Annotated in this window: 21 protein-coding genes and 2 other annotated features; of the genes, 6 read left to right on the top strand and 15 right to left on the bottom strand. The window is 30.2% G+C overall.

The annotated features are described in order from the left end of the window. Nucleotides 1-87: 87 nt before the first annotated feature. On the bottom strand, nucleotides 88-2,040 hold the full coding sequence (gene metG / locus BLS77_RS11665; RefSeq protein ID WP_089969846.1) for a methionine--tRNA ligase: 1,953 nt from the start codon (nucleotides 2,038-2,040) through the stop codon (nucleotides 88-90). A gap of 67 nt (nucleotides 2,041-2,107) precedes the next feature. Further along, nucleotides 2,108-2,346, bottom strand: a binding site (T-box leader). A gap of 222 nt (nucleotides 2,347-2,568) precedes the next feature. Between metG and BLS77_RS11660 the strand changes: the two genes are divergently transcribed. Beyond that, on the top strand, nucleotides 2,569-3,045 hold the full coding sequence (locus BLS77_RS11660) for an FUSC family protein (RefSeq protein ID WP_089969842.1): 477 nt from the start codon (nucleotides 2,569-2,571) through the stop codon (nucleotides 3,043-3,045). A 42-nt stretch (nucleotides 3,046-3,087) separates the two neighbouring features. Beyond that, nucleotides 3,088-3,609, top strand: a complete 522-nt coding sequence (locus BLS77_RS11655) for an FUSC family protein (protein ID WP_207713933.1) — start codon at nucleotides 3,088-3,090, stop codon at nucleotides 3,607-3,609. A gap of 48 nt (nucleotides 3,610-3,657) precedes the next feature. Here BLS77_RS11655 and BLS77_RS11650 read toward each other — a convergent pair whose 3' ends face one another. Then, nucleotides 3,658-5,424 (bottom strand): aminopeptidase P family protein, encoded by a 1,767-nt coding sequence (locus BLS77_RS11650; protein WP_089969839.1) that lies wholly within the window; start codon nucleotides 5,422-5,424, stop codon nucleotides 3,658-3,660. A 152-nt stretch (nucleotides 5,425-5,576) separates the two neighbouring features. On the opposite strand from BLS77_RS11650, the gene BLS77_RS11645 reads away from it, so the two are divergent. Further along, entirely contained in the window at nucleotides 5,577-6,032 is a 456-nt protein-coding gene (locus tag BLS77_RS11645; RefSeq protein ID WP_089969835.1) for a DUF5680 domain-containing protein, read from the top strand. A 130-nt stretch (nucleotides 6,033-6,162) separates the two neighbouring features. Here BLS77_RS11645 and BLS77_RS11640 read toward each other — a convergent pair whose 3' ends face one another. The 5 genes from BLS77_RS11640 to BLS77_RS11620 all read right to left on the bottom strand — a co-directional run bounded on the left by BLS77_RS11640 (nucleotide 6,163) and on the right by BLS77_RS11620 (nucleotide 9,695). Then, complete coding sequence (locus BLS77_RS11640; protein ID WP_089969831.1) at nucleotides 6,163-7,413, bottom strand: aminopeptidase P family protein; 1,251 nt, start codon at nucleotides 7,411-7,413, stop codon at nucleotides 6,163-6,165. A 75-nt stretch (nucleotides 7,414-7,488) separates the two neighbouring features. Further along, complete coding sequence (locus tag BLS77_RS11635; RefSeq protein WP_089969828.1) at nucleotides 7,489-7,929, bottom strand: ACT domain-containing protein; 441 nt, start codon at nucleotides 7,927-7,929, stop codon at nucleotides 7,489-7,491. A gap of 213 nt (nucleotides 7,930-8,142) precedes the next feature. Next, on the bottom strand, nucleotides 8,143-8,346 hold the full coding sequence (locus BLS77_RS11630) for a hypothetical protein (RefSeq protein WP_089969825.1): 204 nt from the start codon (nucleotides 8,344-8,346) through the stop codon (nucleotides 8,143-8,145). Between the two features lie 227 nt (nucleotides 8,347-8,573). Then, nucleotides 8,574-9,098 (bottom strand): spore maturation protein, encoded by a 525-nt coding sequence (locus BLS77_RS11625; protein WP_089969823.1) that lies wholly within the window; start codon nucleotides 9,096-9,098, stop codon nucleotides 8,574-8,576. A gap of 21 nt (nucleotides 9,099-9,119) precedes the next feature. Next, on the bottom strand, nucleotides 9,120-9,695 hold the full coding sequence (locus BLS77_RS11620) for a nucleoside recognition domain-containing protein (RefSeq protein WP_089969820.1): 576 nt from the start codon (nucleotides 9,693-9,695) through the stop codon (nucleotides 9,120-9,122). Nucleotides 9,696-9,814: 119 nt separating this feature from the next. Between BLS77_RS11620 and BLS77_RS11615 the strand changes: the two genes are divergently transcribed. Then, a complete protein-coding gene (locus BLS77_RS11615) occupies nucleotides 9,815-10,000 on the top strand; it encodes a hypothetical protein (protein WP_089969817.1) in 186 nt (61 codons plus the stop codon). Nucleotides 10,001-10,102: 102 nt separating this feature from the next. Here BLS77_RS11615 and BLS77_RS11610 read toward each other — a convergent pair whose 3' ends face one another. Beyond that, nucleotides 10,103-11,119: a LacI family DNA-binding transcriptional regulator gene (locus tag BLS77_RS11610; RefSeq protein WP_089969813.1), complete on the bottom strand. Its 1,017-nt coding sequence runs from the start codon at nucleotides 11,117-11,119 to the stop codon at nucleotides 10,103-10,105. 250 nt (nucleotides 11,120-11,369) lie between these two features. Beyond that, nucleotides 11,370-14,480 (bottom strand): isoleucine--tRNA ligase, encoded by a 3,111-nt coding sequence (gene ileS / locus BLS77_RS11605; protein WP_089969810.1) that lies wholly within the window; start codon nucleotides 14,478-14,480, stop codon nucleotides 11,370-11,372. An 83-nt stretch (nucleotides 14,481-14,563) separates the two neighbouring features. After that, nucleotides 14,564-14,784, bottom strand: a binding site (T-box leader). Between the two features lie 275 nt (nucleotides 14,785-15,059). On the opposite strand from ileS, the gene BLS77_RS11600 reads away from it, so the two are divergent. Beyond that, entirely contained in the window at nucleotides 15,060-15,278 is a 219-nt protein-coding gene (locus BLS77_RS11600; RefSeq protein WP_089969807.1) for a (2Fe-2S)-binding protein, read from the top strand. 165 nt (nucleotides 15,279-15,443) lie between these two features. Next, on the top strand, nucleotides 15,444-16,619 hold the full coding sequence (locus BLS77_RS11595) for a class I SAM-dependent rRNA methyltransferase (protein WP_089969804.1): 1,176 nt from the start codon (nucleotides 15,444-15,446) through the stop codon (nucleotides 16,617-16,619). Between the two features lie 116 nt (nucleotides 16,620-16,735). Here the strand turns inward: BLS77_RS11595 and BLS77_RS11590 are convergent, their stop codons facing one another. The 6 genes from BLS77_RS11590 to BLS77_RS11565 form a co-directional block, all read right to left on the bottom strand. After that, a complete protein-coding gene (locus BLS77_RS11590; RefSeq protein ID WP_089969802.1) occupies nucleotides 16,736-17,533 on the bottom strand; it encodes a CAP domain-containing protein in 798 nt (265 codons plus the stop codon). 238 nt (nucleotides 17,534-17,771) lie between these two features. Continuing rightward, nucleotides 17,772-18,368 carry a potassium-transporting ATPase subunit KdpC gene (gene kdpC / locus BLS77_RS11585; protein ID WP_089969800.1) on the bottom strand — a complete coding sequence of 199 codons (597 nt, stop codon included), beginning with the start codon at nucleotides 18,366-18,368 and terminating at the stop codon, nucleotides 17,772-17,774. A 13-nt stretch (nucleotides 18,369-18,381) separates the two neighbouring features. After that, nucleotides 18,382-20,427, bottom strand: a complete 2,046-nt coding sequence (gene kdpB / locus BLS77_RS11580; RefSeq protein ID WP_341423453.1) for a potassium-transporting ATPase subunit KdpB — start codon at nucleotides 20,425-20,427, stop codon at nucleotides 18,382-18,384. A 27-nt stretch (nucleotides 20,428-20,454) separates the two neighbouring features. After that, nucleotides 20,455-22,110 carry a potassium-transporting ATPase subunit KdpA gene (gene kdpA, locus BLS77_RS11575; protein WP_089969797.1) on the bottom strand — a complete coding sequence of 552 codons (1,656 nt, stop codon included), beginning with the start codon at nucleotides 22,108-22,110 and terminating at the stop codon, nucleotides 20,455-20,457. A gap of 298 nt (nucleotides 22,111-22,408) precedes the next feature. Beyond that, nucleotides 22,409-23,074, bottom strand: a complete 666-nt coding sequence (locus BLS77_RS11570; RefSeq protein ID WP_089969794.1) for a response regulator — start codon at nucleotides 23,072-23,074, stop codon at nucleotides 22,409-22,411. Then, nucleotides 23,049-24,920 carry an ATP-binding protein gene (locus BLS77_RS11565; RefSeq protein ID WP_089969791.1) on the bottom strand — a complete coding sequence of 624 codons (1,872 nt, stop codon included), beginning with the start codon at nucleotides 24,918-24,920 and terminating at the stop codon, nucleotides 23,049-23,051. The genes BLS77_RS11570 and BLS77_RS11565 overlap by 26 nt, the downstream gene beginning before the upstream one ends. Nucleotides 24,921-25,012 lie beyond the last annotated feature (92 nt).

The raw sequence follows: 25,012 nt of genomic DNA, 5'->3' as shown, positions 1-25,012 counted from the left end.
CCTAATTTTCAATTGTTAATTCATACTAAATAATTGATTATGGATAAAAACTCCATCAATTTGATGGAGTTTTTATCCTTATTGTTATTATCTTACTTGGCTTCCTGTTGGTAATTTACCAGGGTTTATAACTTGTAATAAACTATCATCATCTGTAGCTGCTGCTAAGATCATTCCTTGTGATAATTCACCTCTTAGTGTAACTGGTTTTAAGTTAGCAACTAAAACTACATATTTACCAACTAAATCTTCTGGCTTGTAGTATTGCGCTATTCCTGAAACTACCTGTCTTTCTTCACCATTTATATCTACTTTAAGCTTAAATAATTTCTTAGCTTTCTTCATTGGTTCACAAGCTATTACTTTTACTACTCTTAAATCTATTTTATCAAAATCATCTATTGTAATTTCTTCTTTTATAGGTATTATTTCTACCTTTTCATTTTTTTCATTTTTCTTGTTTTCTGCAAGTTGTGCTTCTCTAATTTCTTCTAATTCCTTAAGCTTTGCATCAACATCTATTCTTGGGAATAAGCTTTCGCCCTTTTTAACAGCAGTTCCTGGAGCTGTTCCATCAAACCCTGCTAAAGAATCCCAATCAATAGCTTTTACTGCTAATTGAACATTTATCTTTTCGCTTGTTTCTGGTAAAAATGACGATAACATTACTGAAGCAAATCGTAAACTTTCAGCTAAGTTATATAACACAGTTCCAAGTCTATCTTTCTTTTCTTCATCTTTCGCTAGTATCCAAGGAGTTGTTTCATCAATATACTTGTTAGCTCTTCCTATAAGTTCAAATATACTTTCTAAAGCGTCAGGAATTCTTAATTCATCTATAGCCTTTGAAACTTTCTTTGGTGCTTCTAAAGCCAAGTTTATTAACTCATTATCAAAGTCACCTTTTTCTATTGGTGCTGGTATTACTCCATCAAAGTATTTTTCAATCATTGCGACTGTTCTTGATAAAAGGTTACCTAAATCGTTACAAAGATCTGAGTTTATTTTCTTTATAAATATCTCATTGTTGAATAATCCATCTGAACCAAATGGTATTTCTCTTAATAAGTAATATCTTACTGCATCAACACCAAATTTATTTATTAAAACAACTGGATCAACTACATTACCTTTTGATTTTGACATTTTACCACCATCAACAAGTAACCATCCATGTCCAAATACTTGCTTTGGTAATGGTAATTCTAAAGCCATTAACATTATCGGCCAATAAATAGTATGGAATCTTAAGATATCCTTACCTATTAAATGTACATCCGCGGGCCAATATTTTTCATAGAATTCTTGATTTTCACTGCCATATCCTAAAGCAGTTATATAATTTGAAAGTGCATCTATCCAAACATAAACAACATGACCTTTGTCAAATGTTACAGGAACTCCCCAGTCAAAGCTAGTTCTTGAAACGCAAAGATCTTGAAGCCCTGGTTTTAAGAAGTTATTAACCATTTCATTTTTTCTTGATTCTGGTTGAATAAATTCTGGGTTTGCTTCTATATATTCCATTAATCTATCTGCATAGTTACTCATCTTGAAAAAATAAGCTTCTTCTTTTGATTTTTCTACTGCTCTATTGCAATCAGGGCAGTTACCATTTACTAATTGAGTTTCTGTCCAAAAAGATTCACATGGAGTACAGTATAATCCTTCATATGAAGATTTATATATATCTCCCTTGTCATGTAATTTTTTGAATATATCTTGAACAGCCTTTATATGACACTCATCTGTTGTTCTTATAAACTTATCATAGCTAATATTCATCATGCTCCAAAGATCTTTAATTCCAGCAACTACTTCGTTAGTATGTTCTATTGGCGTAATTCCTTTTTCTTCTGCTATTCTTTGGATTTTTTGACCATGCTCATCAGTTCCTGTTAAAAACATTACATCATATCCTGTCAATCTTTTAAATCTTGAAATAGCATCTGCTGCTACGGTTGTATATGTATTACCTATATGAAGTTTTGTTGATGGATAATAAATAGGTGTAGTTATATAATATGGTTTTTTACACATTATTTTTTTCCTCCCTTAGTTTAACTATATTTAATAAAAAAAGCCCCTATATAGGTTTTTATACCCATATAGAGACGTATTATACGTGTTACCACTCTACTTTATATTTATTTCACAATAAATATCTTATCAGGTGAATTATCACCATGCAATATAACGGTTGTTACCGTATCCTTCTAACTTTGATTCATAGTTCAAAGGATATGCTCGGAGACCATCTTCATGAAGCTTATCGACGCTAGCTTTCACCATTTCTAGCTCTCTTTTGACTTTCTCCTTCATTACTCTTCTCTTCAATGCTTTTATTATTTTAATATAATGATATTATATAATAAAATTACTGTCAAATTTTTTTAATATAATTTTCAATTTTTATTTATTCCTTATCATTTTAACTTTTCTTTCAGCTTCCTTAAACAATTACAATTCCTATCTTCATACTAATTCTTATCTTTGTAATTAGTATCCCCAATAATATATGTTATAATAGATGTTATAATAGATATATATCATTGGGAGTGATTTGTTATGAGTGACTTTAAGTTACCGCGAATAGGTTTAAGAAATATAAAAACAGCCATTTCTGTATGTATATGCTTAATTCTTTTTTCAAAAGACCCTTTTTTTGCTGCAATAGCATCTATAATGTGTATGCAGGATACAGTTGAACATTCACTAAAAATAGCAACAAATAGGGTAGTAGGAACATTATTAGGTGGTCTACTTGGGCTTATATTTCTTTATTTAACTAGATGGCTACAGGCGGAAACCTTCACTCCATATATTACAAGTATAGGAGTTGTTATTGCTATTTATTTATGTAATCTACTAAAGAGACCAGCAGCTTCTGCAATGTCATCTTTAGTATTAATAGCTATTATGATAGCACCTGCAACTAGTAACCCTTTTATTTACGCATCTAAAAGAACAATAGAAACAATATTTGGAATCACGGTTTCAATTCTAGTAAATAAATATATCAAACCCCCAAAAGAACAAGATTAAATATTACAATTAGTACATTTTATTCATCAGGAGGCTTTACTATTGATAAATTCTAAAGAAATTTCAAAACTTACCTTTCCTAAAGTAGGACTTAGAACTATAAAATCTGCAATTTCAGTATTCTTATGTTTAGTTATATTCCCAGAGATTCCTTTCTTTGCTTGTTTAACTGCTGTTATATGTCTACAAGACACCGTAGCTAATTCAGTTAAAACTGGTATTCATAGAGGCGGCGGAACTATACTTGGTGGTTTTATAGGTGTTATTTTCCTGCTATTTTGCAGACTTATAAGCTCTACCGTTCCTACTACTATGCTATCCAAGCTATTAATTTATATAATAATTTCCCTTGGAATAATAGTAGTTATATATTGCTGTAATTTACTAAATCAACCAGGTGCTATAAATGTATCATGTATTGTATTTTTAGCAGTAACAACTGCTCATGCTTACGAAGAACCAGTTTACTATGCAGTAGATAGGATTGTTCAAACGCTGTTTGGAATTCTTATTTCAATATTAGTAAATAAATATATTACTCCCCCAAAAGAAAAGACTAATTAACTTATAAAAAGAAGTTATCCTATAATTTTAGGATAACTTCTTTTTTATTTATATATTTCTTGTTTCTTCTTTTAATAAATTAACTTCTTCTTTGTTTAAAAATGGACTTAATTTATTAAATACTGTTTCATGATAATTATTTAACCATTCTTTTTCTTCAACTGATAACATTTTTACTACTACTCCATTTAAATCTATAGGACAATATGATATTGTTTGGAATTTATAAAATTCTCCAAATTCTTCACTTATTATATCTTTAACTACTAGCAATGTATTTTCTATCCTTATACCATGTTTGCCTTCTTTATATACTCCTGGTTCATTTGTTATTATCATTCCAGGTTCTAACACTGTTGTGTTTCCTTCTTGTCTAAACCCCTGTGGCCCTTCATGAACATTTAGAAAATAACCTACACCATGACCTGTTCCACATTTATAATCCATTCCATATTGCCACAATGGTCTTCTTGCTAATATATCTAAATTCATCCCAGTTGTACCTTTTAAGAATTTAGCTGTTGATAAAGCAATATGTCCTTTTAAAACAAGGGTGAAATCTCTTTTTTCTTCTTCTGTTAAATTTCCAAGTACAAAAGTTCTTGTTATATCAGTTGTTCCATCATAATATTGACCACCAGAATCAACTAGTAGCATCCCTTCTGGTTTTAGCTTATAATCACTTTCTTCTGTTGCAGAGTAATGCATCATGGCTGCGTGCTCTTTATAACCTGCTATTGTCCCAAAACTTGCCCCTTTAAAGTTTTGCCCCTCTGCTCTAAACCCAAGAAGCTCATCACTTGCTGACATTTCAGAAACTTCTTCTTTACCTACATTTTCTTTAAGCCATTTAATAAACTTCACCATAGCAACGCCATCTCTAACTTGGCTGTTTTCTGTATTTGCTATTTCAACCTGATTTTTTATAGCTTTTAATGTAGTTGTTATATTTAATTTTTCTATTATTTTAACTTCTTTATTTATAAGCGAATATAACTTTGCATTTACCTTTTGTGGGTCTATACATACAGATTCCTTTATATTTTCAACTGCATTTTCTATATTTTTATAATCAGAAACTTCTATACCTTCATTATTAAGTATTTTTAATGTTTCATCATCCACTTTGTCCATATCAATATATAGCGTAGCCTTTTCATCTGTAATTAAAGCATACGTAAGCGCTACAGGATTAAAACTAATATCATTTCCTCTAATATTAAATAACCATGCAATATCATCTAATGAAGTTATAATATAATTCTTTACTTCATCTTTAGTCATTTCACATCTTACTTCATTTATCTTTTCACTAGAGCTTTTACCTGCAAATTTAACTTCATGAGTAAATATCTCTTCCTTAGATAACGTTGGTCTATTATCCCAACACTCTTCTAATAAATCCTTGCTAATTTCTATTTTGAAGTTGTTTTCTTCTGATATTTTCAATAAATCTTTATATTGATTAGCTGAAATTACTCTTCCATCAAAACCTAGAACCTCACCTGATTTTATATTTTCATTCACCCACTGATCAAGTGTTAAAACTCCAGGAATTCTCATTTTCATTAAATCTATTCCACTATCTTTTAATTCATTATTAGCTTGAATAAAATATCTTCCATCTGTCCATAACCTTGCTGTTTCTTTTGAAACTAATAATGTTCCAGCTGAACCTGTAAACCCAGATATATGAGCCCTTCCCTTATAATAATCCGCGACATACTCACTTTGATGTGGATCACTACTTGGTATTATGTAATGATTTATCTTGTTTTTATCCATTGTTTCTCTTAATTTTATAATATTATTCATTATCTATTCTCCTTATTTTTAATAATTTGATGATTATATTTTACCACATTAATTGTTTATTCTAAATTTACTTTATTTTCTGAATATTGTATTGATAAATTTTATATTTTTCTATATAATCTTAATTATGGGTAATAAAGGAGGGTGTTAGTGTGATTAATTTATCAAAATTTACTAATTTTTTAGTAAAAGCAAAACAGAACACTTATTGTTCTGGAGGAAAAAAAGAAAAATCCTCAAGGCCAAATTCTAATGATTATGCTTTTAAAATGTATGATTATTATTATTTAGATAGTTATCTTGGTAATAAAGAGTTTATTGGTGAAGAAATTATTTGGCAAAATGAAAAGGTTTTTTGGGGCATGAATTATAATGGCAGGCTTCTAGTTGAAGATTCCCCTCATGGGTTCTCTAGATTTTTAAAAGAAGCACTTCAAAACGTTAATGAAGATTCACCATTTAGAGGTCCAGAGAAATTTGAAAAAGATAATTTCACATATGAATGTAAATGGAATGGTGATATAAAATTCTTTAACGGCAACGAAACTGTTAAACATAATGGTCAAGAAGTATTTAAATTGAATTTTCATGGAGGTCTTTTGAAATAAATTTTTTTAACTACCTAAAAGACACTGAAATTAAACTTCAGTGTCTTTTAGGTAAATTCTATTAAAAATATTATTTAGACTTTTACCTTAGGCCTAGAACTTCTTATAATCCTATTTATACAACATCACTCTATTTTTTCAACATAAATTTTTCTATCTCATCCACTGTCTTAATCATCTTTACTGTTAGATTTTCTCTGCCATCTTCTGTTATTAAAATATCATCTTCTATTCTTATCCCAATTCCCTCTTCTTCTATATAAATCCCAGGCTCAACTGTATAAATCATTCCTGCCAGAAAATTTGTATCTCTATTTGGCATATCCGTATCATGTGTATCCATCCCTAAACTATGTCCTATACTATGATAATAATATTTAGAAACATCTTCTTTATTTGTAATTAATCCAAGGCTAATACATTCTTTTGCTATCCATTCTTTTGCTTGTTTGTTTAACTCTAAAAAGTTAATACCAGGTTTCATAGCCTTAATTACTTTTTCATTAACTCTTAAAACAGCATTATAAACATCTTTTTGTCGATCCGTAAACTTCCCGTTTATAGGGAATGTTCTTGATATATCCCCATTATAATAATTGAACTGTGCTCCTAAATCAAACAAAATTAAATCTCCATTTTTCATTTCCGAATTATTATCTACATAATGAAGAATTGTTGCATTTTTTCCTGCAGCCGCTATTGTTTTAAAAGCAAAATCCTTTACTCCACGGCTTTTACATAAAAAATCAAAATATGCTTCTAACTCACATTCTTTCATTCCTACCTCTGATTTTTTCATTAGAAGTTCTACCCCATCTATAGTAATATCGATAGCCTTTTTAATTTCTTCTACCTCTTCTTTGGTCTTAACTAATCTAAGTTCTCCAATTATTTTAAAAATATTTTTAAAGCACACTTGAGGATATTTATTTTTTATATCTTTAGCAAAATTTTCAGATAAAGTTTCTTTAACTTCATAACTATTCTTTTCTAAATCTAAATATATATTTAAATCCTCAACTGATGAAATTAGCTTATTTATAAAAGAATTAAAATTACATAAGTAATCTATGTTATCTACCCCTGATATATCTAAAGCCTCTTTCTCTCTTAATCTTTTACCTTCCCATTTTTCTCTTATTGGATCTACTTCGTTAATAAATAATCTTGTTTTAATCTCTCCATTCATTTTGCTCATTAATAGAATATGATTTTCTTCATTCACTCCAGTTAAGTAATAAAAGTTTCTATTTGGTGTAAATGGATATTTTTCATCTGCCGTTTTCTTTGGTGCATTACCTGCAAACAATATTACTATTGAGTTATCCTTAATTCTATTTAATGAATTACTCCTATTTACCACATAAAACTCTTTCTTCAACACCTTCACATCCTTAAATAATTATGACTATGTAAAAAATAACTAGTCACTATACTAGTTTATTTTTCATCATGGTTATTCCATTGCTAACAACCTAACACTTACTACATTATCTACTGCTCTCAATTTTATTAATAGACCTTTTATTTCTCCATCAATACGAGAGACATCTAATGTTATTGTAACATTAGCTGCCATGTTAATTGGAATATCTTGATTTATCGTTATTACATTTCCTTTATTATACGCTATACAATCTAACACTTTTGATAGTGTTCCCGCTTCATGTGATAGTAATACTACTAAAGTTATTTTTTTGCTATATATTGTTTCATTCATTGGAAATATATAATCTTTGTATTTATAATATGTACTTCTACTTATACCTTCTTTCTTTACAGCCTCAATAACATCCTTTGTACTTCCATTAAATAAACTTTCTTTAACACTTAAAACTTTTTTAAAAATTTCTGGCAATACCTTTTCACTAATTATATAGTATTTACCCCTGTCCATAGTTTGTCCACCTCATCTTATTTTGTTTAAAACTTCTCATTTCTTTGCACATATCTTCTTATACATAATTATATATCTTGTTCAATAAAAAGAATACGATAAAATTTATAATTTTATCGTATTCTAATTTCACTGGTGGAGCCGAAAGAAAATAACTAGTCAAATACCCCAGAATTCGACTAGTTATTTTTTAAAAATCGCCTTAGTATAAAGCTATTTATTTTTTTTATGTTTATTACTTAAAGAAACCACCCCTGCAACTACTATAGCAATTACAGATCCTAATGAAAAATATAAAGGAATATTATTTTTAAACATGCCTACAAACACACCAATTCCTGCTCCATATGCTAAATATACTGCTAACTTTTTAATTTCATCATCTGATAAATACATCATATTATTATCCCACTCCATCCAAACAATCCTCCAACTAGATTTTATGCTATTATTATAATTCATAATTTTCTCAAAACTATTACTAAATAGTTACTATTTAGATTTAATAATAATAATTTTCCCCTTATAAATTACTCTCTCAATATATTAGACGTATTAACTATAGAAATAGTTTCCTATTAAAAAAATATTTCTTAAATATTTTTATAACAATTAAATATCTACCTAATAATTTAAAAGACTTTCTAAAAGAAAAGTAAGTTAACCATAAATATTGCAGCTATTATTGCTGTAATCTCTGCAAATAAAGCTGCCCAAAGTGTATGTCTTATTTTTTTTATTTTAACAGCTCCAAAATACACAGTTATTGTATAAAATATAGTTTCTGTAGTCCCCATAATTACAGATGCTATAAGCCCAATACTAGTGTCTGCTCCATATGTTTTAAGTATATCTGTTAAAATCCCTATTGCTCCACTTCCCGATAATGGTTTTATTAAAACTAAAGGTATTACTTCTTTTGGTAATCCTATTAATCCACCTATTGGTGATATAAAATTATTTAACATCTCTAAAAGATTTGCTTCTCTAAAAATATTCACAGCTACTATCATAGCTAAGAGATATGGGAATATGTTTAAACAAACTTTCAACCCGTCTTTTGCACCTTCAATAAACCATTCATATACCTTTCTTCCTTTAAACATTCCGTAAGTTATTATTGCTAAAACTATTATAGGTATAATGCTTTTAGTTATATAATTAAACATAAATTCTCTACCTCTCCTTTTTTAGAAATATTTCTGAAGTATTTTACAGCTAATAACTCCAACTACTGCAGCTATTGTGCTAGCTACTATTGCAGGAAGTAGAATTATTCCAGGATTAGTTGATCCTGTTGCTGCTCTAATTGATATTATAGTTGTTGGAACTAGCTGTATGCAGGCCGCATTTAAAACTAGAAACAAAGCCATATCATTAGATGCTTTTTCCTTATCTTTATTTAACCTATCCATTTCTTGCATTGCTTTAATTCCAAAAGGTGTTGCTGCATTTCCAAGCCCAAGCATATTTGCAGTTATATTCATAACTATTGCACCTAACGCCTTTTCATCCTTAGCCGCATCCTTAAATATAAGCTTTAAAACAGGTCTTAAAAACTTCGACAGTTTCTTAGTAAGTCCACTTTTTTCTGCAACTTTCATCACACCACACCAAAAACACATAAGACCTACAAGTCCAATCATAAATTGAACAGTAGAATCTACTGATCCAACTATAGCCTTTGATAAGCCATCACCATTACCTGTAATAAGTCCCACTAAAAGCCCTAAAAATATCATAATAAACCAAATATAATTAATCACGTAATATGCCTCCTAAAAAAAATTCTTTTACAAATATATGCCTTGCATCTAACCTTTATTAGTGATAGGATAAAGTTATATATAAAACATTATTTAAAGCTGTAAAGGAGGTCTATTTTATGAATGAATCAAACCTTAAATTAGCTCAACAAGATATAGATGACGCACTACAAACCGTTGCTGATATGGAAAAAATAATTGATGCTAACGAAGTTTCTAAAGAAATTTTAAAAGAGAAATTCATCTCCTTAACCGATAAGGTTCAAGAGTTAGAAGATATTCTTAAAACTGAAGGAATATTATAATCTCTTCCAATATAAAAACGGCCCAAGCAATCAATTAAAATTGATTGCTTGGGCCGTTTATATTTAGGGATATTTAAAAAATAACTAGTAATCTTTTATGGATTATTTACAACTTTCTCTTTCAATTAAGCTATAATCTAACACATATTGTGATTTTTCTTTTGTTTCATCTTGCTCAGATTGCTTTTTGCTTAACATCTTTATAAGCATTCTCATTGCAACTGATCCCATATCGTAACTTGGTTGGTTTATTGTTGTTAATTTTGGATAGAAAACTGAAGCAAATGCATTATTATTAAACCCTATAACACTTACATCCTCTGGAACGTTTATTCCTCTATCTCTAAATGCATTAATAACACCCATAGCAATTTCATCTGAAGCACATACTACTGCCTCACAACGCTTATTAAGGGATTCAAATTTCTCAACTGCATCATATCCAGATTTAACTTTTAGATCCTTTAAAAATACTAAATCCTCATCTATTGGTAAATTCGAATCATTCATTGCATTTTCATAGCCTATGTATCTATCACTCCATGCGTTCATATTATCTTTTGTAACTCCAACAAAAGCAATTTTCTTTAATCCCTTATTTATAAGGTGCTTTGTTGCGTCGTATGTAGCTTTTATATTATCTATAGTAACGCTTGGTAAACTTTCTTCTTTATCCTTTGTTTCTACTAGGATTGTTCTTAAACTTAATTCATTTATTAAACTTAAAATTTCTCCTTCTAATGATGAACTCATATAAATAACACCATCAACCATTTTTTCACTAAGTACTCTTAAGTATTCTTTTTCTTTTTCTGAATCAAAGTCTGAGTTACATAATATTACGTTGTAGTCGTATATATTAGAAACATCTTCAGCTCCTCTTACTATTTCAGGATAAAATCCACTTGATATATCCGGAACTAGTATCCCTATAGTTTTTGTTCTTTGTGTTTTTAAACTTCTTGCTACAATATTAGGTCTATATCCTAATTTTTTTATAGCTTCTAAAACTCTTTTCTTAGTATCTTCGTTTACAACATCGATATCGTTTAATACTCTTGATACCGTAGCTATGGAAACATTCGCTTCTCTAGCGACATCTTTAATAGAAGTAGCCATACCATCATCACTCCATTTTTAAATATTCTTATATATATTATACCTATTCTCACTATTAAATACAATAATTCTAAGTTCTTGTTTCTACATTATATCCTAAAATAGTAAATTATATAACCTTATCGTTTATTTAATTTATAAAAGGCTAGAAATTATTGTTACATATTTCTAGCCTCTCATTAATTGAAATTTTTATCATACTAGAAAATAATGATGTAAACAATTTATTTCTAAATCATTTAACCTTTACTTATTGAACTACTTCAACTGTCATATTTAGCTTTTCGCCATTTATTACCGCTTCTGTATAATCAAATTCGCCATTATAAACTACTTCCTGAGTTAAGGTTTCCTTCTTAATTATATCTATAAATTTCTTTATAACATCAATTAATTTGTCGTTTTCTGACACATATAAATTAATTTTGTCAGAAACCTGGAATCCTTTTTCTTTTCTCATATTTTGTATTTTAGAAATTATTTCTCTTAAGTATCCTTCTTCTCTTAATTCTTCTGTTACTGTAGTATCTAGAACAATCCCAATTGAACCTTCTCCTGCAAATGCATATCCTTCTAATCCTTGCATTGTAAGTAGAACACTTTGGCTATCTAAAATAATTTCAGTTCCATCTACATTAATTACCTCTGTTCCACCATTTTGAATTTTTTGAGCTAATTCCATTTGGTTTCTCAAAGCAATTTCTTTCTTTATTCCTGGTATTAATTTACCATAGGCTTTTCCAAGTACAGGTAAATTAGGCTTAATTTCAAAATTAACACATTGTGAAAGGTCAGCACCAAACTCTACATTTTTAATGTTAAGCTCATTGGTTATTATTGCACCATAATATTCTGGAAGAGAATCTGTTGAAATTAACATTTTTGAAAGTGGCTGTCTATTTTTTATATTAGCAGCGTTTCTTGCGCTTCTACCAAGCTTAACCATAGAGTAAGCTAAATCCATTTCTTTTTCTAATTCTTTATCTATAGCCTTTTCATTAACTTCTGGCCAAATACATAAATGAATACTTTCAGCTGCATTTGGATCTAAGTTTACTACTAAGTTTTGATAAATTTCTTCTGTTATAAACGGTACAAATGGAGCTGCAATTTTAACTACTGTAGTTAACACTCTGTATAAAGTTACATAAGCCCCAATCTTATCTTCTGTAAGTTCTTCTGACCAATATCTTGATCTATTTCTTCTTACATACCAGTTTGATAATACATCTGTGAACTCTTCAATTGCAAGCGCCGCTTGAGTTATTGCGTAATTTGCTAAGTTTTCATCAACTTCACTTATTAATGTATTAAGTTTTGACATTATCCATTTATCCATTACATTGTCTGATTCGAAATCAGTATGTTTTAATGGATTGAATTTGTCTAAATCTGCATATAACACGTAGAATGAATATACATTCCAAAAAGTTCCTAGGAACTTTCTTTGAACTTCAGCAACATCATCAACTGAGAATCTTGTTGGAAGCCATGGAGCACTTGCAGTGTAGAAATGCCATCTTGTAGCATCTGCACCTTGTGAATTTAACACTTCAAATGGGTCAACAACATTTCCCTTTGATTTTGACATCTTTAAGCCCTTTTTATCAAGAACATGACCTAATACTATACAGTTTTCAAATGGATTTCTATCAAATATAGCTGTTGAAATAGCTAACATTGTATAGAACCAACCTCTAGTTTGATCAACTGCTTCTGATATAAATTGAGCTGGGAAGTTTTGATCAAATAATTCTTTATTTTCAAAAGGATAGTGTAATTGAGCAAATGGCATTGATCCTGAATCAAACCAACAATCGATAACTTCTAATGTTCTAGTCATTTCTTTGCCACATTTCTCGCAGTTTAAATGCACTTTATCTATATAAGGTTTGTGTAATTCTATACCTTCTGGTACATTAATACCTTTCTTATTTAGTTCTTCTATACTTCCGATACATTCTCTGTGGCCACATTCACATTCCCATATTGGAAGTGGTGTTCCCCAGTATCTATCTCTTGAAATACCCCAATCAATAACATTTTCTAAGAACTTACCAAATCTTCCTGTTCTTATATTGTCTGGATTCCAATTGATTTTATCGTTGTTTTCTAATAATTTACCTCTTAAAGTACTCATTGCAACAAACCAACTCTCTCTTGGATAATAAAGAAGTGGTGTGTCACATCTCCAACAATGTGGATATGAATGAGTATGCTTTTCAGCTTTTACTATTTGGTTATTTTCTTTTAAGTATTTAACTATGCTCTCATCGCATTTTTTAACAAACTTTCCTGCCCATGGAGTAACTTCATCTACAAAATTACCACTTGTATCTACTAAATTAATAAATGCTAGTTTATTTTGTGCTGCAATTAAGTTATCATCTTCTCCATAAGCTGGAGCTATATGAACTACCCCAGTACCATCTGCTAATCTTACATAATCACCATGAACTACAACAAATGCTTTTCCTTCTGGCTTATGGAATTGCATTAATTGTTCATATTCTAAACCTAAAAGCTCTTCGCCTTTAAATTCTTTTATTATTTCTACATCTTCTCCTAAAACATTACCTATTAAATCTTTAGCTAAGATATAAATTTCATCTTCTTTTTTAACTTCAGCATAATCATACTTTTTGTTAATACATAATGCTACATTTGATGGTAATGTCCAAGGAGTTGTTGTCCAAGCTAATATATACTTGTTTTGTTCTCCCTTTACTTTAAATTTAACAATTGCAGTTAAATCCTTAACATCTTTATATCCTTGAGAAACTTCATGTGATGAAAGACCTGTTCCACATCTTGGGCAATAAGGCATTACTTTATGACCTTTATATAGAAGCTCTTTATCCCACATTTGTTTTAAAGCCCACCATACTGATTCTATGTATGAATTATGATAAGTTACATAAGGATTTTCCATATCTACCCAATAGCCTATTTGATTAGTCATTTTTTCCCACATGCTTACATATGAAAAAACACTTTCTTTACATTCTGTAACGAATTTTTCCACACCATATTCTTCTATTTGTGGTTTACCTGAAATTTTAAGTTTCTTTTCTATTTCAAGTTCAACTGGAAGACCGTGAGTATCCCACCCAGCTTTTCTTATAACCTTATATCCCTTCATAACTTTATATCTTGGGATTATATCCTTCATAACTCTTGTTAAAACATGCCCTACGTGAGGTTTTCCATTTGCTGTTGGAGGACCATCATAAAATGTGAAATATTCCCCATCTTGGTTCATATCAAAGTTCTTTTTAATTACGCCCTTGTCTTCCCAAAGTTGTGTAACTTGTTTTTCCATACCAACAAAACCTGTTGGCAATTCAACTTTCTTATACATAAACAAAAATCTCCCTTCTTATTTTTAATATTAGCTAATACTTACTAAATTATTCTATTAAAGCATAAAAAAACCTCATCCTATATAAGGACGAAGTTGAATTCGCTATACCACCTATGGTCTATTATTTCGAGTACCATCATACTCTATCCTATAACGTAGGATAACGGGATAAGCTTAATTAGTAAAACTTTTCAGCCCCCAACTCCTAGGTGATTTTCATTAAGCTATTCTATGACTTTACACTAGCCAGCCACTCTCTAAAAGAAATCACTTAAATACTTTTCCTAATCATCGTCTTTATATTTTTTTAATTATATATCACTGTAAATTTATTGTCAATTGACATTATGTATATTTTACTATAAAATGCAGCAATATTAAAGATACAATGAAACTTTTTCTAAAATAAATATTTCATTTCAATAATAAAACTTAACTGATAATTTTTATTAATTAGTATTGACTTTTGTTTTTACTTTTTGTTATAATAGAGTCATAGAAAATAACTTTTAAATTTATTTTTTATCCCCTTTTATTTTCAATTAGTACATTCTATGCAATTAGGAGGATAACTAAATGGAAAATAATTTAACAGAAGAAGTCCTTGATAAGATAACAAAAACTTGTACTTGCAGGGCAATCCCAAGATCCAAAATTAAAGATGCAATTAATGCCGGAGCACACACAGTGGAAGCAGTTTCCAAAGTAACTGGAGCTTGCACTGGTGGATGCAGAGGCTCAAGATGCGCCCCTAAAATCAAAGATTTGATTGAAAAGCATCTTGAAAAAAAATAATACATGGCCCCTACCTTGTATTATCCATACAATTGTACTTCCCCTTAGCCACCTGTTATTAAAACAGGTGGTCTTTATTTTGCATATTTTTTTATTATTAATAAATTCATATGTGCTTTGTGTTATAATCTTATAATAATTTATTAGGTAAGGAGTTGCTTGAAAATGACATGTAAGTTTTATTTACATATTGGAAAAAGTAAGAAAGTAGAAAATGGTCGTCCTTGGGTTTACACTGACGAAATTAATGAATATGATGGCGAATATGAAAATGGAGATATCGTTGAAGTATACGGACCTCGAAAAAATTTCCTAGGTAAAGGGTACATAAACGATAAAAGTAAAATAACAATAAGAATAATGACTAGAAATATAGATGAAGAAATAAATGAAGAGTTTTTCAAAAATAGATTTGCTGCGGCTTGGGATTATAGAACTACTGTAATAGACACATCTTCTTGCAGATTTATATTTGGAGAGGCTGATTTTCTGCCTGGTTTAACAGTTGATAAATTTGAAGATTATTTCGTAATTCAAATATCAACTCTAGGTATGGATAAATATAGAGATTTAATAGTTAAAATCCTTACTGAAGAATATAACGCCAAAGGTATCTATGAAAGAAGTGATTTAAAAACTAGAGAAATTGAAGGTTTAGAACAAACTAAAGGCTTCTTAACTGAAGAGTTTGATACTAATGTTCAAATAGTAGAAAATGGTGTTAAATATATAGTTGATTTAGCAAACGGCCAAAAAACTGGCTTTTTCTTAGACCAAAAGGAAAACCGAGCTGCTATTCATAGAATTTGCAAAGGTCGCGATGTTTTAGATTGCTTCACTCATACTGGTTCATTTGCATTAAATGCTGGTATAGCTGGTGCAAAATCTGTCTTAGGTGTAGATGTTTCTGAATATGCTATTGATTGCGCTAAAAAGAACGCAGAATTAAATGGACTTCAAGATACAGTTAAATTTGAATGTCATAACGCCTTTGATATATTACCTACATGGTCTAAAGAAGGCAAAGAATTTGATGTTGTTATCTTAGATCCTCCAGCTTTCACAAAATCAAGAAACAATATAAATGGAGCTACAAGAGGATATAAAGAAATTAACCTTAGAGGCCTTAAAATGGTTAAAAAGGGTGGATACTTTGCAACTTGTTCATGTTCACATTACATGAATGAAGACCTTCTTAAACGTACTATCTCAGAAGCTGCACGTGATGCACACAAAACGCTAAGACAAATAGAATGTAGAACCCAATCATGTGACCATCCTATTTTATGGACTTCTGATGAATCATACTACTTAAAGTTCCTTATATTCCAAGTAGTTTAATATATAAAAATTTAATATATATTCATAACAAAAGGTGTGGATTTAAGCTAAATGCTTAAATCCACACCTTTTTAATTATTAAATCATCTTCAAAAACAACAAATTAATATGCTATTCTATCTATAAAATTCTTGAGTTGCATAATATGTGTTTCCTACTTTATAAACTCCAACACCTATTGATGCAAAATTTCCTGATAATATATTTGCTCTATGACCTGGTGAGTTCATCCAATTAGTCATAAACTGATCAGCTAAACTAGCATTAGTCGAATCCCTTTGGATATATGCAATATTTTCACCCCATGAATTATAGTTAACACCATCTCTCTTCATTTGAGCTGTTATTAATTCACCTTCTGGATTTGCATGATCGAAATAACCTCTATCTCCCATGTCTTTAGATTTAAGTCTTGCATAATTTTCCATTGTATTATTATAACTTAGAGGAGCTAGTCCATTTGCAGATCTTTCTTTATTAACTCTTGCAAATATAGCTTGTTCTATTTCTGCTATATAACTATCTGAACTTGTCGCTGCAACCTTTTGAGGCTCTTCTGTAACCTTCTGTGGTGCTTCTGCAACAGTATTTTCAACTGGTTTACTTTCAGGCGCCTTATCAGGTTTCACCTCTACATTTTTTGATTCTTCAGGAATAATTACTTCCTGAACCTTATCAGCAGTTCCAGTATTTTCTATATTATCAACATTTGGTTTTTCCTCATTATTTGGTTTTTCCTCATTTTTAACAACTTCTTCTTCTACCATAGACGCTTTATCCGAATTTTTTTCTACCTCTTTAGCTTCTACTATTTCCGTTTTATTGGTATCTTTAACTTTTGAAATTCCATATACACTTCCCAGACTTAAAGATATAGCTAAACATATTGACATTAATACTTTCATTCTTATCATTTTACGTTCCCCCTTCAGATTTCTTCTGGTCCTCTGCTTGGTCTATAGGTTAACATAAAAATAGCCTGTCCTAAATATGAGTTACTTGTCAATTAATGAATATTATTCTTATTATAACAATATTTTTGATTTAATTGATGATCCTTCCTCCTTTACTAGTCCATATAATGAAAATAGGTAATAACACTAAATAAATCTAGTGTTATTACCTATTTATATGTCACTTAACCAATCTGCTTTAGCTTGCTAGCTTTTCGTCAATTGCAATATTTAACTTTAATACATTAACTCTTTCTCCACCATAAAGTCCTAGCCATTTCTTTTCTGTATTATCTTCAATCATTGTAGATAATTCAGTTTCTGAAAGCCCTGTAGCTTTTGATACTCTTGGAATTTGTATTTTAGAACCTTGTGGTGTTATGTGCGGATCTAACCCTGATCCTGATTGTGTTATAAGTTCTGATGATATTTCTTCTTTTGAAACTTCTGGGTTTTTAGCTAAAAACATTTCTATATCTGCCAAAGCTCTTTCTTTTAATACATCACTTGTGCTGGCTAAATTTTGTGACCCTGATGATGCATCCATTTCTTTGCCATCTTCTGAAATATTATAATTTACTGCTGATGATAACCTTCCTGAAAAATATTTCTCATCATTATATATTTGACCTATTAGCTCGGACCCTACCCCTTTCCCATCTACTTCTATTACACTGCCACTGGATTGATATGGAAAAATTATTTTTCCTATTCCTGTAATAAATAGTGGATACATTAACCCACAAATAACTGTCATGACTATTGTTATCCTTATAGCTTTTTTTAAATAACTCATATTTTTCCCCTCCCTAAAGCCCTATTAAAGTTAGTATTGGCGCAATTATTATATCAATAATCTTAATTCCTATAAAAGGCACAATCATTCCACCTAATCCATAGATAGCCAAGTTTCTTTTTAACATCTTTTCCGGATTCATCGGCACATATTTAACACCTTTTAAAGCAACTGGTATTAATAAAGGTATAATTATAGCATTGAATATTAATGCTGATATAATAGCTGACTTTGGACTATCTAATGACATTACATTTAAAAGTTGCATTTGAGGTATTGCTAAAGTGAACATTGCAGGTATTATCGCAAAATATTTTGCAATATCATTTGAAATTGAAAATGTTGTAAGTGCCCCTCTTGTTATTAAAAGCTGTTTCCCAATTCCAACAATATCTAAAATTTTTGTTGGATCTGAATCTAAATCAACCATATTTGCAGCTTCTTTTGCTGCAATTGTACCTGAATTCATTGCAATACCAACATTTGCTTGTGCAAGTGCTGGTGCATCATTTGTTCCATCACCAGTCATTGCTACAATTTTCCCTTCTGCTTGTTCCTTTTTTATAGCTTCTATTTTATCTTCTGGTGTACATTCTGCTATAAATTCATCAACTCCAGCTTCCTTTGCTATAGTTGCTGCTGTTAAGGGGTTGTCTCCAGTACACATAATTGTTTTAATTCCCATTTCTCGAAGTTCTGCGAATCTTTCTACAAGCCCAGGTTTAACTGTATCTTTTAAGTAAATTACACCATAAATTTTTTCTTCTCTTGCTACAACTAATGGAGTTCCCCCAAGCTTTGATATTCCATCTACTATATCTTTTAAATCTATTGGTATTTTCCCACCATTTTTGCTAGCAAACTCTATTATTGAAGACGATGCACCCTTCTTTATTCGTGTTCCATCCTCCAAGTTAACACCACTACTCTTTGTTTGAGCTGTAAATTCCATGAATTCTGATTTTTCATATTCATTACTATTTAATTTGATTCCTAGTTTTGCTCCAAGTTCAACAGTGGATTTTCCTTCTGGAGTTGTATCTTTTAATGAAGTTATTAATGCATTCTTTATAAGTTCCTCTTTTGAAACCCCTTTAACAGGTATAAAATCTGCTGCAAGTCTGTTACCAAATGTTATTGTTCCTGTTTTATCTAATATCATTACATCTACGTCTCCGCAGGCTTCAACTGCTTTACCACTCATTGCAATAACATTGAATCTTGTAACTCTATCCATACCCGCTATGCCAATTGATGATAAAAGACCACCAATTGTAGTCGGTATTAAACATACTAATAAAGCTACCAATGTTGAAACTTCAAGTTCTACCCCAACAAAATTTGCTATTGGATATAAACTTACAACAACTATTATAAATATTACAGTAAGCGCTATTAATAAAGTACTAAGCGCTATTTCATTTGGAGTTTTCTTTCTTGATGCTCCTTCAACAAGTGAAATCATTTTATCTAAGAAAGATTCTCCAGGGTCTGAACTTATTTTAACTTTGACCCAATCCGAAACTACAGTTGTTCCTCCTGTTACTGATGAGAAATCTCCCCCCGATTCTTTAATTACAGGAGCTGATTCGCCTGTAATTGCTGCCTCATTTATTGATGCAAGACCTTCAATAACATCTCCATCATTTGGAATCATATCTCCAGCTTCTACTAAAACTACATCACCTTTTTTTAATTCAGATGCATTTACAATAGTGTAAGTACCATCTGGCATTAATAATTTAGCTTTAGTATCTCTCTTTGTGCTTTTTAATGCATCTGCTTGAGCTTTTCCTCTTCCCTCTGCAATACTTTCTGCAAAGTTTGCAAAAAGTATTGTTGCAAATAAAATCACTGTAACTATTCCATTATATAAACGCCCATCTTCTCCAACAATTTGAGGAGAGATAGTTAATATTGTAGTTATAATCATACCTATATATGCTACAAACATAACAGGATTTTTTGCCATTTCTTTAGGGTTTAACTTTTTAAACGAATCCCCTACTGCGGTTTTCATCATAGCTTTTGTTATAAACCCTTTTTTCTTATCATTCATTTTCATTCCTCCTATCCCCATATATTCCTACATTGTTAAGAATTCTGCACCTGGTCCAAGTACTAATACCGGTAAGAATGTTAATGCACCAATTATTAAAATAGTTGCAACTAATACCCCTACAAATAATCCTGTATCAGTTCTAAAAGCTACTGACGTTTCTGGAACTTGTTTCTTCTTCATCATAGATCCCGCTACCGCAAGTAGTAATATCATTGAAGTATATCTTCCAATCAACATTACTATTCCTGCTGCTACATTCCAAAACATTGTAGCATCTGCTAAGCCTTCAAAGCCTGAACCATTATTGGCTGCTGATGTAACAAATTGATAAAGCATCTGAGAAAATCCATGATACCCATCTAAGCTGCCCTTTCCCGCTGCTACAGCTATTGCCGTTGGTACAAGTATTGCTATTGGATGAATAAGAATTGCTGCTGCTATAAGCTTCATTTCTTTTCCTTCTATTTTTCTTCTTAAGAACTCTGGTGTTCTACCAACCATAAGTCCACAAATAAATACTCCAAGCATTGCATAAATAATTAAATTTATAAATCCAACACCCTTCCCCCCAAATACACAATTTAGCATCATGTTCCACATTGGAACTGCTCCCCCTATGGGAGTTAATGAATCATGCATATTATTAACTGATCCTGTAGTAAATGATGTTGTTACAACTGTGAATAGTGAAGAGTCAAAAATTCCATTTCTTACTTCTTTACCTTCCATATTTCCTATAGTATTTGTAATTCCAAGTTGATTAATAGCAGGGTTTCCAGCTAATTCTGCATTATATATAACTGGTATAACCAGTAGGAATAATATAAGTGCTGCTCCAAATATTGCCCACCCCTGTTTTTTATTTTTACAAGCTTTTCCAAATACGTAACAGTAAGCGCCTGATGTAAACATCATTAATACAATTTCCAACATATTTGTAATTGGTGTAGGATTTTCAAATGGATGAGCTGAATTTGCTCCAAAGAATCCTCCTCCATTTGTTCCTAAATGTTTAATACTTTCAAGTGATGCTACCGGTCCTAATGCTAATGTTTGTACCCCTCCCTCAAGAGTTTGTACAACTTTATGTGCCTCTAATGTTTGAGGCACCCCTTGCCCTATCATAATTACTGAAGCAATGATTGATACGGGAATCAATAATCTTGTTATTATCCTAGTTAAGTCTCTATAAAAGTTACCCATACTATGTCCTGTAATACCTTTTATAAAAGCACCACATATAGCAAATCCTGTTGCTGCCGATGTGAACATGTATACTGTAATTACTATCATTTGAGTAATATTAGTTAAATGAAGCTCTCCTGTATAATCTTGCAGATTTGTATTAGTCATAAAACTTATCGCGGTGTTAAAAGCGGTATGCCAATTCATATCTAATCTTTCTGCACTTGATCCAACTATATACTGTTGAACCATTAAAAGTGTAAATCCTGCAACTAACATAACACCATTAGTTACTAGTAAAGCAACTATATATTGCTTCCAATCCATATCCTTTCCTTTTACCCCTGAAAGCTTATATATAGCATTATCTATTTTATCCATTACTGGATCTGCAAAAGATTTTGTGTTGAATAAGATGCTATATAGATACTTTCCAACGTATATTGTGATAAATATAAATACCGCCATTAATAATAATAAAGCTAACCATTCCATGTACATATCCCCTCTCCAAAATTGAATTCTATAATGAATTATACTCTCATATTTTAGTAAGACAACGCCATTTTCAGCAATAATAACCTATTTTCCTTGTTATTTGACCCTCTGTTTAAAATCTACATAACTAGGTCATACAAATACTATCATTTACTCTATTTTTCTATGCAAATTCAAATCTTAACGTTTACATTTTAAAGTCCTACTATATTCTACATAAAAATAAGCCTCTTCAAAAATAACTAGTTAATATCCTAGTATATTTTTGAAGATGCCTTACTCGTAAATATATATATTAACCTAAATCTATTCCTGTTGATAACGCACTATACATAGCTGTTCTTCTTAGATTATTATCTGCTGGAGCATATGTTGCATCTAATGACAACGCTGCCCTATAATACTTCTGTGCTAAGTTCCCATTGTTTTTTTTCTCTTCTATAACTCCTAATAAATTTTGTGTTGCTGGGTTACTTGCATCACTTATTAGAACGTCTCTTAAGTGCTGCGTCGCCGCCTCTAAACTTCCATGCCTTATAGCATCTCTAGCTTCATTTAGGCTTCCATCTATATCCCTTTCGCCCATTATTATTATTGCATCTTTCTTAATGGATTCTCTTACTACATCTTTTACTTTAGCTATACTAAAAGGCTTGCTTATAAAATCTACTGCTCCAAGTTTCATAGAATCTACAGCTATATCAACCGTTCCATATGCAGTCATTATAATAACCCTGGTTTCTATATTATTTTTTCTTATGTCTTCTAATACTTCTAACCCATTTTTATTTGGCATTTGATAATCCATTAATATAAGATCATATCTATCATTTTTTAATTTTTCTATAGCTTCTTCCCCATCATTAGCCATTTCAACTTTATAATTTTCCCCTTTAAAGCATTGTTTTAATGCTATCCTTATATTTTTTTCATCATCAACTATTAGTATTCTTTTCTTCATCAATAATCCCTCCTAATTTTAAAGTAAAGTAAAATGTACTTCCTTCACCTAAAACACTATCAACCCATATTTCTCCACAATGAGCTTTTACTATTTCCTTACATATAGCAAGCCCAAGTCCCGAACTTCCATTTACTTCTCCATCATCATTCTTTAACTGAACAAACTTTTCAAATATCCTAGTTTGATCATCATCTGATATTCCCTTTCCATTATCAGATATAGAAATTAGCATATCGCTATTTACTTCATTAGCCCTTATTACTATTTTTCCAGTACCATCACTTGCAATATATCTCAAGGCATTGCTAACAAGATTTACAAGAACCCAGGAAATTTTATTTATATCTACTTTTATTTTCCTAGATATCCCCTTTGTATCTATACTTAAATCTACCTTCTTTTCTTCTAATTGTATTTTGAATGCATTATTAACAGGTTTAATAACCTCATTTATATCAACTTCTTGAATTTCCATTTCAATTTTACCCGATTCCATTTTTGAGATATCTAATAATTCGCCAACCAGATTATTCAACCTTTCACTATCATCTTTTATTATTGTAAGCAACTCATTTTCCTCTTCTTTATTATCAAAGCTATTTTCTAATAATAATCCAATTGCCATAGAAATTGATGTTAAAGGAGTTCTAAATTCGTGTGAAACTGTTGATACAAACTCTGATTTTAAATTTTCTACCTCTTTAAATTTTGTAATATCTTGCATTATTGTGACTGTTCCAATATTTTCACTATGATCAAACCATATAGGATTAGCTGTTATTCTATAATATCTTTTTTCATCTCTTTGTATTATTTCTATATCCTCAAAAGCCTTGCTTTCCTTAATGGAATTTTTAGATTTTTGAATCATATCAAATATATCTCTTCTTTCTATTACTTCTAAAAAGTGTCTATTGATAACATTTTTTTCTTTTACATCTAATATTCTTTCTGAAGCTTTATTTACCATAGTTACTTTATTTTCACTATTAGTTACTATTATTGGTGAATTAATACTTTCTACTATCGCCTCTGCTTTTTGCTTTTCTCTTAATATCTCATTTATATTTAAAGTCTCATACTTTTTCAACTCTTTTACCATATGATTAAAATCTTCCAATACAAAGTTTATTTCCTTATCTCTTTTTAGAGGTATTTCATAATCATAATTTCCCTGTGACACCATTTTTATTCCTACCGCTAAATCTTCTATTGGTCTAATTATTTTCTTTAATAAATATCCAATTATACATAACCCAACAAATAAAACTAATGCTAATATACTTAATGTATAATAACTAGCCTTATTGGCTAATTCCTTTGACTCTTCCTTCTTATTTACCATTGATTGCTGATTTATATCTAAAAGATCTGAGCAATTGTTTTTTAATTTTTCAAATAAATGAAAAACATCATTATAATAGTATATCCTTACACTATCTACGCCATCTTTTACCTTTAAACTTTCAAGAACTTGAACAGTTTTGCTATAATCCATATAAGTTTTTTCTATTTCTGCTAATATTTCTTTTTCACCAGTTTCAGTTATATTACCTTTAGCAATATAAAGCCATTCTAAAAATTTCATATGATTCTCTTCATGTACTTTAGATAATAATGAATCTTTTTCGAATATAAATGCTAATTCTAAACTATCCTGTCTTTCTAGTGATTCTATCATATTTTGAGCTGCAACAACGCTATCATAATTAGCATGCATTATTAAATCTATAGACTGTTGTAATTTATTAAAATAATTAATAGATACCAAAGTATTACCAATGGTTAATACCAGAAATACTATTAATATTAGAAATATTTTTGACTTAATACTTTTTATCATATACCCTCACCATCTTTCTTTTGTATTTAATAAAATTATAGTATAACTTCCATTTTTTATCTACTCTCCATAAAAACTCCTTTTAAGGCAAT

It is taken from the genome of Clostridium gasigenes (assembly GCF_900104115.1).
Lineage (GTDB): Bacteria > Bacillota > Clostridia > Clostridiales > Clostridiaceae > Clostridium > Clostridium gasigenes.
Note: the sequence above shows the minus strand (reverse complement) of the source record. Positions and strands in the feature narration are given on the sequence as shown.

What these genes read in the sequence shown, in the direction of transcription:
- metG (WP_089969846.1), bottom strand. Translation starts at nt 2,040, where the DNA reads ATGTGTAAAAAACCATATTATATAACTACACCTATTTATTATCCATCA.
- BLS77_RS11660 (WP_089969842.1), top strand. Translation starts at nt 2,569, where the DNA reads ATGAGTGACTTTAAGTTACCGCGAATAGGTTTAAGAAATATAAAAACA.
- BLS77_RS11650 (WP_089969839.1), bottom strand. Translation starts at nt 5,424, where the DNA reads ATGAATAATATTATAAAATTAAGAGAAACAATGGATAAAAACAAGATA.
- BLS77_RS11635 (WP_089969828.1), bottom strand. Translation starts at nt 7,929, where the DNA reads ATGGACAGGGGTAAATACTATATAATTAGTGAAAAGGTATTGCCAGAA.
- BLS77_RS11630 (WP_089969825.1), bottom strand. Translation starts at nt 8,346, where the DNA reads ATGGAGTGGGATAATAATATGATGTATTTATCAGATGATGAAATTAAA.
- BLS77_RS11625 (WP_089969823.1), bottom strand. Translation starts at nt 9,098, where the DNA reads ATGTTTAATTATATAACTAAAAGCATTATACCTATAATAGTTTTAGCA.
- BLS77_RS11615 (WP_089969817.1), top strand. Translation starts at nt 9,815, where the DNA reads ATGAATGAATCAAACCTTAAATTAGCTCAACAAGATATAGATGACGCA.
- BLS77_RS11610 (WP_089969813.1), bottom strand. Translation starts at nt 11,119, where the DNA reads ATGGCTACTTCTATTAAAGATGTCGCTAGAGAAGCGAATGTTTCCATA.
- ileS (WP_089969810.1), bottom strand. Translation starts at nt 14,480, where the DNA reads ATGTATAAGAAAGTTGAATTGCCAACAGGTTTTGTTGGTATGGAAAAA.
- BLS77_RS11600 (WP_089969807.1), top strand. Translation starts at nt 15,060, where the DNA reads ATGGAAAATAATTTAACAGAAGAAGTCCTTGATAAGATAACAAAAACT.
- BLS77_RS11595 (WP_089969804.1), top strand. Translation starts at nt 15,444, where the DNA reads ATGACATGTAAGTTTTATTTACATATTGGAAAAAGTAAGAAAGTAGAA.
- BLS77_RS11590 (WP_089969802.1), bottom strand. Translation starts at nt 17,533, where the DNA reads ATGATAAGAATGAAAGTATTAATGTCAATATGTTTAGCTATATCTTTA.
- kdpC (WP_089969800.1), bottom strand. Translation starts at nt 18,368, where the DNA reads ATGAGTTATTTAAAAAAAGCTATAAGGATAACAATAGTCATGACAGTT.
- kdpB (WP_341423453.1), bottom strand. Translation starts at nt 20,427, where the DNA reads ATGAATGATAAGAAAAAAGGGTTTATAACAAAAGCTATGATGAAAACC.
- kdpA (WP_089969797.1), bottom strand. Translation starts at nt 22,110, where the DNA reads ATGGAATGGTTAGCTTTATTATTATTAATGGCGGTATTTATATTTATC.
- BLS77_RS11570 (WP_089969794.1), bottom strand. Translation starts at nt 23,074, where the DNA reads ATGAAGAAAAGAATACTAATAGTTGATGATGAAAAAAATATAAGGATA.
- BLS77_RS11565 (WP_089969791.1), bottom strand. Translation starts at nt 24,920, where the DNA reads ATGATAAAAAGTATTAAGTCAAAAATATTTCTAATATTAATAGTATTT.